A 10678-nucleotide genomic window follows, 5' to 3' on the forward strand; every position below is an offset into this window, starting at 1 on the left:
TCCGGCGACAACCGAGAGGCTGCCGGTGAGCGCGGCCTAGACGAGACCGGTCGGCGGCCGGACCGGCTGCCGCTGGTCGTCGCGGGCGGCCAGTTTCGCGACGGCGCGCCGGTACTGGCGGGCGCTGATCTCGCCGCTGATCAGCTGGGCGACGAGTGCGCCCTCCAGCGTGGTCGGCCCGGCCGGCGGTTCGGGGACCGCCGCGCCGGTCTCGCTCTTGGCCGGTTCCTGGTCCTGTTCCGGTTCCGGCCAGAAGGCGCTGGCGAGAACCAGGGCCACGGTCACGACGATGACGAGAATGATGAGCACGGCGGCCACCTCCATCGACAACACCATGGTCCCCGGAGCGCCCGCCACGGCAGGGCCGAACGGGCAGATGTGCCGCGGGTGCGAATTACCGGCCCGCGAGGCCGTCAGCGTATCCCCGCCGGTCAGGCGATGCGAGTGGCCGCGAGGTCCTCGGCGGCTCCTTTCGCCTGACCGGCCAGATCGCCGAGCTCCCGCGGCAGGTGGCGGCGGAACTGGTCGAACAGCCGGGCCCGGTCCCGCGGGTTGCAGTTGTCCAGCACGTACGCGTCCAGCCCGGTCGCGATGATCAGCGTGGCGAGCATCAGGTCGGCGGTCTCCAGCGTCTCGTTGTACGACAGGTGTGTCCGGATCCGGGTGGTCGGCTCGCCGGTGCTCTTCGGGTCGGCGAACACCAGCTGCGGCGGGTGGGAGCCGAGCAGCCGCCGCTTCGCCTCCCACCGGATGGCCCCGGCCGCGATCAGCCGCTTCTCCACCAGGTCGACGGCCATGCCGCTGGTGGCGAGGTGGCCGATCCACCGTCGCAGCCCGTGCGGGCCGGGCGTGGCGGCGAGTCGTTCCAGCAGGACCAGGGTGGCCCGGTCGCCGGTCGGCCGCGGGTCGATCACGTGCACCACGTCGCCGTCCGGGCGCAGCCGGCGCCAGAACATCAGCTCACCGAGCAGCGCGGCGCCCAAACCCGCGCCGAGCAGCTCACCGGTGATCAGGAGCCGGCCGCCGATGCCGTCGTGGGCGGCCAGATAGAAGTCGTCCGCCGGAGCAAGCTTCACGGCGCATCACGGTATCGGCGAATGGTTGCGGTGAGATTGCGCAGCGTCAAGACCAGGATGGACAGTGGGACGCTCTTCGCGTCCGGCGGCCGCGACCGGCTAGGGTCACCGCCATGATCGACCAGGCTCCCGACCCCGCGGGCACCGTCTACGGGCAGGCCCGCCGCACGCCCCCGGTGATGCCGGTCGTCGTCGGTGTGGCCGCCGTCGCCGTGGCCGGCGTCGGATTCGTGGCCTGGAACTCCACCGGCGGCGCCGACCGGGCGGAGTCCGCACCACCGCCACCGCCACCGCCACCGAGCGCCACCGCCTCGTCCGGTTCGGTTCCGGCCCAGCTGGCCGCCGGGACCTGGGTGGTGTCCCCGCTCGGCGACCCGGGCACCTACCTGACCACCGGCGGCGATTTCGCGGAACTGTCCACGATCGACCCACTGCCGCTGACCGTGGTTCCCGGCCTGGCCGACGACTCCTGCTACACGTTCCACACCGAGGACGGCCGCTACCTGCGCCACTACGACTTCCGGCTGCGCTTCGACGTCGCGGAGGACTCGGATCTGTTCCGCGCGGACGCCACGTTCTGCCAGGAGGCGGGCACCGCGATCGGTACGGTCCGGCTGCGCTCGAAAAACTATCCGGAGTATCTGGTGCACCGGCGTGGCGAGCAGCTCTACATCGACAGGCCGGACGGCTCGGCCGGTTTCGTGACGGCGAGCTCCTTCATGGTGCAGGAGCCGTAGGGGCCCATCGGCCCTGCCGGGCGGGACCGCCGGCCGCCTAGCGTTCGGGTCGTGAGGATCCGGCTTCCCGTTCTGGCCGGCGCCGCGCTCGCCCTGCTCGGCGGCCTGTACGGCGCCCTGCTGCTGCTCGGCGTGCCGGTGCCGGCGCCACCCGGCCCGGTCGACGAGGTGCACGGCCCGGTGATGGTGTTCGGTTTCGCCGGCACGCTGGTGGCCGTGGAACGGGCCGTCGCCCTGCGCCGCACCCGGGCACTGCTGGCTCCGGCCTGCTCGGCGGCGGGCGCCCTGATCCTGCTGGTGTTCGGTCCGGTCCTGATCGGCCGGGCGGCCCTGATGCTGGCGTCGGTCGGCCTGCTCGGCATCTACCGGGCGCTGTGGGCGCGGCAGCAGTCGGCGGCCCTGCTGTCCCAGGCGGCCGGGGCGTTCGGCTGGTACGCCGCCACCCTGCTGTGGCTGGCGGGTTGTCCGGTCGCCGAGATCGTGCCGTGGATGGTGGTGTTCGTGGTCGGCACAATCGCCGGTGAACGCCTGGAACTGGCCCACGTCGCGCTGCGCTCCCCCACCGCCGAACGCTGGTTCCTGACGGTGATGTCGGCGCTGGTGTGCACGGCGACCGCGGCCACGGTGCGGCCGGCGGCGGGCACCCGGCTGTTCGGGCTGGCGCTGCTGGCGGTGACCGCCTGGCTGGCCGTCCACGACGTGGCCCGCCGCACCGTCCGGTCGGCCGGCCTGCCCCGGTACATCGCGGCGGGGCTGCTGGCCGGCTACGGGTGGCTCGCGGTGGCCGGGCTGCTGTGGGCGGGCGCCGGGCCGGTGGCCGACGGTCCCCGGTACGACGCGACGCTGCACGCCGTGTTCCTCGGCTTCGTCCTGTCGATGATCTTCGTGCACGCCCCGGTGATCCTGCCGGCGGTGGTGCGCCGCCCACTGCCGTACCACCCGGTGCTGTACGTGCCGCTCGCGCTGCTGCACCTGTCGCTGCTGGTCCGGGTGGTGGCCGGGGACGCCGCCGGGCTGGAAGCGGTGTGGCGCTACGCCGGGACCGCGAACATCCTGGCCGTGCTGACCTTCGCGGGCTGCGCGGCCACCCTGTCCCGGCGGGCCTGGGCGGTGATGGCGTGACCGGGCGGGCCGGCTGGCACCGGCGTACCGGGGTGTTGCCGTTGACGTATCTGGCCGGTCTGGTGGCGCTGGCGTTCGCCCATCCGAAGCTGCCCGGGTGGCGGTGGCTGGCGATCCACCTGCTGCTGCTCGGCGCGGCCACCAACGCGATCCTGGTGTGGGGCGCGCATTTCACGGTGGCCGTGCTGCGCGCTCCGATCCCGGCCCGGCGTACCGGTGAGGCGATCCGGCTGATCCTGCTCAACGTGGGGGTGACGGCCGTTCTGGCCGGCGGCGCCGCGGATCTGCCCTGGATCGGCGTGGGCGGCGCGGCCGCGGTGTTCGCGGCGGTGGCCGCGCACCTGTGGTGGCTGACCGCCCGGCTGCGGGCGGCGCTTCCGGCCCGGTTCACGGTGACCGTGCACCACTACGTGGCGGCGACCGTGGCGCTGCTGACCGGAATCCCGGTGGGCGCGTGGATGCTGGTCACCGACGACGCGGCCCGGTCGCGGCTGATCCTGTTCCACGCCCACGTGAATCTGCTCGGCTGGATCATGCTGACCATCCTCGGCACGATCCTCACGTTGTGGCCGACCGTGCTGCGGACCCGGATGGCCGACGGCGCGGTCGCCGCGGCCCGGGTCGCGCTGCCGCTCGCGGTGTCCGGCCTGGTCCTGCTCGCGGTGGCGGTGCTCGCCTGGTGGCCGGTGGTGACGGCCGCCGGGCTGGGCCTGATCGCGGCGGCCGTGGTCCGGACCGCGATCCCGGCGGTACGGGCCGCACTCGCCAAACCGCCGGAGTCGTTCGCCGCCTGGTCGATCGCGGCCGGGGCGGCCTGGCTGCTGGCCGCGCTCGGGCTGGACGCGTGGACGCTGCTGACCGCGGGCTCACCGGACGCGGCCGTGGACCGGTTCGGGATCGTGCTGCTGCCGCTGCTGGCCGGGGCGGTGGCGCAGGTGCTGCTCGGCTCCCTGGCGTACCTGCTGCCGATGGTGCTCGGCGGCGGCCCGGCCGTGGCCCGGGAACGAGCCGCGGCGATGGACCGCAACGGGGCGCAGCGGGTCGCGATGGCCAATGCCGCGCTGCTGGCATTCCTGCTGCCGACCGGCCCGTACGCGCGGATCGCCACATCGTTGCTGCTGCTCGTGGCGCTGTGCCAGTTCCTGGCGCCCGCCGTTCGCCTACTGAGACAACCCCGGAGGTGACCGTGTCCCGTCCCCTGGGTGGTGCGGCCGCCGGTGTCGGCCTGGTCCTGCTGGCCGTGCTGGCCGGCACCGCCGCGCAGCGCGCCGCCGACCCGCCCGTGACCGTCGCGGCGGCGGACGTCGCCCCGACCGGCCACACCACGACCGTGGCGGTGACCGCGAAGGACATGCGGTTCCACCCGGACCGGATCACCGTGCCGCCCGGCGACCGCCTGGTCATCGAGGTGACCAACGACGACAACCGGCGGCACGACCTGGTTCTGGCCAACGGCGCGCGGACCGCCACGATCGAGCGGAACGGCACCGCCCGCCTGGACGCCGGCGTCATCGGCGCGACGGTCGAGGGCTGGTGCTCACTGCCCGCGCACCGGCAGGCCGGCATGACCCTGACGATCGTGCCCGACGGCGGCGCGGCCGCCCCGGAGCACGGCGGCGGGCACGGCATGGACACGATGGCCGAGCCGGCGGCCGGTTTCACGGCCCGGGACGCGACCGCGCCGGCCACCCCGACGGGCCGGGTGCACCGCGTCGACCTGCACGTTCAGGAGGTGCTGACCGAGGTGGCGCCCGGCGTGCGGCAGCGGATGTGGACCTACGGCGGCACCGTGCCCGGCCCGGTGCTGCGCGGCCGCGCCGGTGACGTCTTCGAGGTGACGCTGACCAACGACGGCACGGTCGATCACGGTGTCGACTTCCACGCCGGGGCACTCGCCCCCGACCAGCCGATGCGCCCCGTCGATCCGGGCGAGTCGCTCACCTACCGGTTCACCGCCACGAAGGCCGGCATCTGGATGTACCACTGCTCGACGATGCCGATGCTGCACCACATCGGCAACGGCATGTACGGCGCGGTGATCATCGACCCACCGGATCTCGCCGACGTCGATCACGAGTACGTGCTGGTCCAGTCGGAGCTGTACGCCGGCCCGGACGGCGAGGTCGGCGACCTCGCCAAGATGCGGGCCGAACAGCCGGACGCGGTGATGTTCAACGGCTACCCGGCCCAGTACGCGCACCGCCCGCTCACCGCGACCGCCGGCGACCGGGTGCGGATCTGGGTGCTGGACGCCGGCCCGAACCGGTCCTCGTCGTTCCACGTGGTCGGCGCCCAGTTCGACACCGTCTACCTGGAGGGCCGCCGGGTGCTCGGGCCGGACGATCCGGGCGGCGCCCAGGTGCTCCAGCTCGGCCCGGCCTCCGGTGGCTATGTCGAGGCGGTCCTGCCGGAGTCCGGCCACTACCCGTTCGTCAGTCACTCGATGGTCGACGCCGAGCGTGGCGCCCGCGGCGTGATCGAGGTGGGCCCGGCGGCCTGACGCGGGGCCGCCGCCCGCACCCGATCGTGGAGCGCGCCGTCGGCGTGCTCGTCGCTACCTCGACCGAGGGATGCTCGCGGCGGCCCCACGTGCGTACGGTCGGGGACGTGAAGCCCTCACCCGACCGATCCGGAGTGCAAGCCGTGGCCGCCGACGATCGCGGCTCGCCCGTGCCGGGGAGGCGAGAACAGATGTCCACGCTGGAGTGGGTCGGCTTTCAGCTCGCGACCGGAAAGATGCGGCCGTTCCCGCCGGACCACGACCGCCAGGGCGACGGCGACGTCAACGACGACGCGAAGATCGGCGGCTCCTAGCAAGACGTCTACCGGTCGATCGTCACGACCTTCGGGTGGTCGACCAGGAACGCGGCCACCCGGTCCTCGGCGACGGCCGCGAAGAAGCCGCGCACCCCGGGCGGAAACTTCTCGCCCCGGTAGACGCCACCCTCGAAGAGCGGCTTGCCGGGCAGGTCGATCGACGTCATGCCGCGGACGTCCAGGTTGCGCGCCACCGTCAGCCAGTCGGCCAGCCGGACGCCGCCGTCCACGACGGTCAGCGAGTCACCGGCGGACCGGACGATCGCGGTGACGTCCCGTTTCATCGCCCGCTTGGCCATCGCCTTCAGGAACTGCCGCTGGTGCCGCGTCCGGTCGTAGTCGCTGCGCGGCAGGCCGTACCGCTGGCGCACGTAGTCGAGCGCCTCCCAGCCCTGGAACCGCACCGGGGCGGTGCTGCGCGGGTAGGACTTCTGCGGGCCGACGTACGGGCGCAGGCAGGTGTTGGTCTTCGCACAGTCGGCGGTCCGGTCGCGCGGCCGGCCGTTCGGCTTGAGGTGTTCCGACACGACCGCCTGGTCGACGGGCACCCGCACGCCGCCCATCGTGTCGACGACCTTCTTGAAGCCGCCGAAGTTCACAATCGCGGCGGCGTCGAACCAGCGGATCCCGGTGACGTTGCCGACCGCCCGGGCCAGCAGGTAGACGCCCTGCCGAGGGCTGTACACGCCGTTCGGCCGCCGGCTGCCCAGCGCCATGGCGGCGTTGATCTTCGCCCGTTCGGCGGCGGTGCCGGACGGCTTGAACGCCGGGATCCGTACCACCAGGTCCCGCGGCAGGGAGAAGAGGTAGACGTCCTTCCACCCCGACGGCACGTGCGCCACGACGATCGTGTCGGCCAGCGGCTTGGTGTGCGAACCACGCGGGTCGATGCCGACGAGCAGGAAATTGAGGGCCCCGCGCTCACCGGCCGGCCGCACGACGGCAGGTGAGACGGCGCCCGGGATGGGCTCCTTCCGCAGCCCGCTCGCCGCGACCGCTCCCCCGGCCGGGATCAGCAGAAGGGCTCCCACGGCGATACTGAGCCTGGCCCACAATGGAGCCCGGCGACCTTCGGACCTGGCCATTTGACGCGATACCTCCCTATTTCAGCCAACTCGCGCATGATCACACGATTGGCCGGAGCCGGGAGGCGTTATGCCGTCCTAGTACGTCCGTCGCGCACGGCGATTGCCCCGGTACCGCCGCGCCTGCTGGGCCCGGCGCCGCGTCACGAGAAGCACGACGAAGCCCACCGCCGCGGCCGGGAACGCCACCAGCAGCACCGGCGAGATCCCCCAGCCGGTGGACGCGGGAGCCGTCGGTGGGGCGGCCGCGGCCGTCTCCTTCGTACCGGAGGCTTTGGTTTGTCGCGGTCGTGACGGGCTCGGCGAGGGCGTGGCGGCCAGATCGTCGCCGATCACCGACATAATCCACGGGCGCAGGGCGTCGACCCGGGTGGCCGTGTCCGGTCCGGTGTGCGGGCAGTCGGGCCCGCGGCTGACCACCGCGATCAGGACGGCGCCGGTCTTCTCCTCGGTGAAGTACGGTCCGCCGGAGTCCCGCTCGCAGGGGCTCGTGTTGGACCTCGGCGCGATCCCGGACAACCCCATCTCGGTGGCCGCCACCGAGGTGACCTCGAATCGGCCGGTCCGCATCCGGTCCGGGGTCTTCGACGCGTTCGGGCTGGTGAACCCGTACCCGACGAGCCGCGCCTCCTGCCCGGAGGTGGGTTTGCGGCGATTGAGCCGCAGCGGGGTGATGCCGGTGATGGCCCGGTCCAGCCGGATGAGCGCGACGTCCGACTTCCCGTGCTGCTCGACCTGGACGACGTTGGCGGTGAACCCGGCCTTGCCGGTCAGATCGGCCCGGCCCACGGTGGCGATGGTCTTCTCCGCCACGGTCCGCGACACCCGGCGCCCGTTCTCGTCCCGGAAACAGTGCGCCGCCGTGATCACCCAGCGGGGCGAGACCAGCCCGCCGGAGCAGGAGCTGTCCCGGGTGCCGCCGTCAGCCGTGGGGATCCCGAGCGCACTGATCTTGACGGCGAACGGGTACCGCCCGTCGGGCACGCTGTCCCCGTTGGCGATGGCATGGGCGGGCCCGCCGAACACCCCCAACACCATCGAGAGCGCGGCCAAGCCGGTGAGAAATCTCCATAACGGTTTCAACGGGTGTGCACAGTACGCCACCGCCGCAACCCTCCCCCGCCGGCCGAGTCTCCTCACTCAGGACGAGTCCCGAGCCCGCTCAGGTTGCACGAAGCCCGCCACCCTTCTCTACGGTGGCCGCGCCGCAACCGTTCAAGCGGAGGCGCCGCGGAGAACGGCGTCGACGAGGGTCTCGGCGAACTCGTCGTCCGGGATCGCGAGGTCGAAGCGGAGGATCGACTTCATCATGCCGGGCGCCGACAGCATGACCTGGGTCAGCTCGACGTCCAGATCCGGGCGCAGTTCGCCGGTCTCGATGCCGCGCCGCAGCACCTGGCGGGTCACCTCGCGGCGGGGCTCGATGAAGTCCCGGTACATCCGGCTCAGCTCGTCGTCGCGCAGCAGCTCCGGCATCAGGCAGGCGATCACCTTGCTGTGCCGCTGGGCGCGCGGTGTCCGGTTCGCCCGGATCAGCGCGATCAGGTCCTCCCGGACGGAACGGCCGGCCAGCTCGGGCAGCGGGCCCTTCATGGCCCGGACCGCGTCGATGAGCAGCGCCTCCTTGTTGGGCCAGCGCCGGTAGATGGTGGCCTTGCCGACGCCGGCCCGGGCGGCGACCGCCTCGATGGAGACGGCCGCGGCGCTCTGGCCCTCGCCGAGCAGCGCCAGCACGGCGTCGAGGATGGTCTCGTCGGCCTGGGCGCTGCGGGGCCGGCCAGGAGCTTTGCGCTCCTGGCCGGCCGCGGTGCTGCTGTTCATGGCGTTCATTGTCGCCGACCGGTTTACGCGTCGGCCAACTGCAGGTCGCCCACCTCCGCGGGCGCGGCCGCGGGGCGCCGGCCGGGCAGCCAGAGCACCGCCACCAGGACGCCGAGCAGCGCGAACACGGTCGAACCGACGGCCGCGTAGTGCATCGCCGTGACGAAGGCGCTGTCGGCGCCGGCCAGCAGCGCGGGCGCGGCCGGTCCGGCCTGGCCGGCCACCGCGTAGGCGCCGGCGATCGACTCGTGGGCCACCTCGGCGGCGGCGTCCGGCAGCCCGGCCGGGGTGGTCAGGTGATCGCGGTAGACCGAGGAGACGACCGCGCCGAGGACCGCCACCCCGAGCGCGCCGCCGAGCTGGCGGATCGTGTTGCTGACCGCCGAGCCGACGCCGGCCTTCTCCCGGGGCAGCGCCGACATGATCGCCTCGGTGGCCGGCGGCATGACGTTGGCCATGCCCACGCCCTGGACGAAGAACGCCAGCGCGACCAGCGCGATCGGGGTGTCCACGCCGACGAACAGCCACAGGCTGAGAGCGGCCGAGACCAGCAGCAGGCCGACGGTGCTGACCGCCTTCGGGCCGAACCGCTTGACCAGCGAGGAGCTGGCCGGCGCGAAGATCATCTGACCGAGCGCGAACGGCACGAACAGCGCACCCGAGGCGAGCGGACCGTACCCGCGGACCATCTGGAGGTAGAAGGCGCCGAAGAACATCGAGCCCATCGCCGCGAAGAAGACCAGGCCGATGATGCCGGTCGACGCGGAGAACTGGCGGTTGCCGAAGAGGCGCACGTCCAGCGACGGGAAGGTGATCCGGCGCTCGTACAGCACGAATCCGGCCAGGACGAGCAGGCCGGCGGTGAGGGTGGACCAGGCCGCCGTCTCGCCGAAGCCGTCCTCGCCACCCTTGATCACGCCGTAGGTGAGCAGTGTGAGGCCGACGATCGACAGGATCACGCCGAGCACGTCGATGCGGCCCGGCTTCGGGTCACGCGACTCCGGCACGAGCACGGCCACCAGGACTAGGCCGATCACCACGATGGGCACGTTGATCAGGAAGACCGAACCCCACCAGAAGTGCTCGAGCAGCAGGCCGCCGAGGACCGGGCCGATCGCGACGGCCAGGCCGACGGCGCCGGCCCAGACGCCGATGGCGCGCGGGCGCTCCAGCGGGTCGAAGACGTTGGCGATGATCGACAGGGTGGCCGGCATGACGGCCGCGGCGCCGAGGCCCATCACGGCGCGGGCCGCGATCAGCTGGTCGGGCGAGGTCGCGTACGCCGAGATGAGCGACGCGATGCCGAAGATCGCCAGGCCGGTGACCAGGCTGAGCCGGCGGCCGAACCGGTCGGCCAGGATGCCGGCGGTGAAGAGCAGCCCGGCGAACACCAGGGTGTACGAGTTGATCGCCCACTCGAGTTCGCTCTGGGTGGCGCCGATGCCCTTGTCCGGGTCGGCGATGGTGCGCATCGCGACGTTGAGCACCGTGTTGTCGAGTACGACCACCAGCAGGCTGATGACCAGCACACCGAGGATCGCCCATCGGCGGGGATGCCCGGTCTGGGGTTGAGCTTGGGTCATGCGCGGTTCCCCCGAAACCTTTTTCGAAACGGAACCGTTCCGTTTCCTATCGCCAACCTAGTCGCATCGCCCAGCAAAACGGAACGGTCTCGTATCGAAAGTGTCGGCGGTCACCCCGGAACGCGGCAACCGGACGGTGACCGACGTACACCGGCCCGGCAATCACCCCGGTACGCGCCGGGCCGAAGTCAACGGTGAGCCCGGAACACACTTCCCCGGAAGGACCGATCTTGCCTAAGCTTCTCCGCCGCATCGCCGTGACCGCCCTCATCGCCCCGGTCGCCGCCGGCACCGTCATGATCGCGTCCCCGGCCGAAGCCGCCCCGGCGAAGCCCACCACGGCAGCCCTGCAAACCGAGGTCAACCGGCTCACCAACATCCAGCGCACCAAGCACGGCTGCCCCGCCCTCAAGGCCGACGCCAAACTCATCAAAGCC

The 10678-nt window shown here is 72.5% G+C and carries 11 protein-coding genes and 1 pseudogene; 6 read left to right on the forward strand and 6 right to left on the reverse strand.

Annotation, left to right across the window (positions count from 1 at the left end):
• Positions 1-36: 36 nt before the first annotated feature.
• Positions 37-324: a hypothetical protein gene (locus tag J5X75_RS42525; protein ID WP_208473412.1), complete on the reverse strand. Its 288-nt coding sequence runs from the start codon at positions 322-324 to the stop codon at positions 37-39.
• 107 nt (positions 325-431) lie between these two features.
• Complete coding sequence (locus J5X75_RS42530; protein ID WP_208473413.1) at positions 432-1076, reverse strand: GOLPH3/VPS74 family protein; 645 nt, start codon at positions 1074-1076, stop codon at positions 432-434.
• A gap of 113 nt (positions 1077-1189) precedes the next feature.
• Here J5X75_RS42530 and J5X75_RS42535 point away from each other — a divergent pair, with 113 nt between their 5' ends.
• The 5 genes from J5X75_RS42535 (at position 1190) to J5X75_RS45815 (ending at position 5749) form a co-directional block, all read left to right on the forward strand.
• Positions 1190-1813, forward strand: a complete 624-nt coding sequence (locus tag J5X75_RS42535) for an AbfB domain-containing protein (protein WP_208473414.1) — start codon at positions 1190-1192, stop codon at positions 1811-1813.
• Between the two features lie 51 nt (positions 1814-1864).
• Complete coding sequence (locus tag J5X75_RS42540) at positions 1865-2935, forward strand: DUF8744 domain-containing protein (protein WP_208473415.1); 1071 nt, start codon at positions 1865-1867, stop codon at positions 2933-2935.
• Positions 2932-4119 (forward strand): hypothetical protein, encoded by a 1188-nt coding sequence (locus J5X75_RS42545; protein WP_307798640.1) that lies wholly within the window; start codon positions 2932-2934, stop codon positions 4117-4119. The genes J5X75_RS42540 and J5X75_RS42545 overlap by 4 nt, the downstream gene beginning before the upstream one ends.
• 2 nt (positions 4120-4121) lie before the next feature.
• Positions 4122-5435, forward strand: a complete 1314-nt coding sequence (locus tag J5X75_RS42550; protein ID WP_307798641.1) for a multicopper oxidase domain-containing protein — start codon at positions 4122-4124, stop codon at positions 5433-5435.
• A 191-nt stretch (positions 5436-5626) separates the two neighbouring features.
• Positions 5627-5749, forward strand: a complete 123-nt coding sequence (locus tag J5X75_RS45815) for a hypothetical protein (RefSeq protein ID WP_274383847.1) — start codon at positions 5627-5629, stop codon at positions 5747-5749.
• Between the two features lie 8 nt (positions 5750-5757).
• On the opposite strand, the gene J5X75_RS42555 is transcribed toward J5X75_RS45815, so the two are convergent.
• The 4 genes from J5X75_RS42555 to J5X75_RS42570 all read right to left on the reverse strand — a co-directional run bounded on the left by J5X75_RS42555 (position 5758) and on the right by J5X75_RS42570 (position 10241).
• Positions 5758-6783, reverse strand: a complete 1026-nt coding sequence (locus tag J5X75_RS42555; RefSeq protein ID WP_307798642.1) for an LCP family protein — start codon at positions 6781-6783, stop codon at positions 5758-5760.
• A gap of 132 nt (positions 6784-6915) precedes the next feature.
• Complete coding sequence (locus J5X75_RS42560; RefSeq protein WP_208473418.1) at positions 6916-7863, reverse strand: S1 family peptidase; 948 nt, start codon at positions 7861-7863, stop codon at positions 6916-6918.
• A 189-nt stretch (positions 7864-8052) separates the two neighbouring features.
• A complete protein-coding gene (locus tag J5X75_RS42565; RefSeq protein ID WP_307798643.1) occupies positions 8053-8658 on the reverse strand; it encodes a TetR/AcrR family transcriptional regulator in 606 nt (201 codons plus the stop codon).
• Positions 8659-8681: 23 nt separating this feature from the next.
• Positions 8682-10241: an MFS transporter gene (locus tag J5X75_RS42570; RefSeq protein WP_208473420.1), complete on the reverse strand. Its 1560-nt coding sequence runs from the start codon at positions 10239-10241 to the stop codon at positions 8682-8684.
• Positions 10242-10471: 230 nt separating this feature from the next.
• Between J5X75_RS42570 and J5X75_RS42575 the strand changes: the two are divergent.
• Positions 10472-10678: pseudogene (locus J5X75_RS42575) on the forward strand (CAP domain-containing protein); the annotation flags it as partial.

It is taken from the genome of Actinoplanes flavus, assembly GCF_017592555.1.
In the GTDB taxonomy this organism is placed as follows: domain Bacteria; phylum Actinomycetota; class Actinomycetes; order Mycobacteriales; family Micromonosporaceae; genus Actinoplanes; species Actinoplanes flavus.

Excerpts from the sequence above, each read along its gene's own strand:
- J5X75_RS42525 (WP_208473412.1), bottom strand. The coding sequence starts at position 324 with ATGGAGGTGGCCGCCGTGCTCATCATTCTCGTCATCGTCGTGACCGTG.
- J5X75_RS42535 (WP_208473414.1), top strand. The coding sequence starts at position 1,190 with ATGATCGACCAGGCTCCCGACCCCGCGGGCACCGTCTACGGGCAGGCC.
- J5X75_RS45815 (WP_274383847.1), top strand. The coding sequence starts at position 5,627 with ATGTCCACGCTGGAGTGGGTCGGCTTTCAGCTCGCGACCGGAAAGATG.
- J5X75_RS42565 (WP_307798643.1), bottom strand. The coding sequence starts at position 8,658 with ATGAACAGCAGCACCGCGGCCGGCCAGGAGCGCAAAGCTCCTGGCCGG.
- J5X75_RS42570 (WP_208473420.1), bottom strand. The coding sequence starts at position 10,241 with ATGACCCAAGCTCAACCCCAGACCGGGCATCCCCGCCGATGGGCGATC.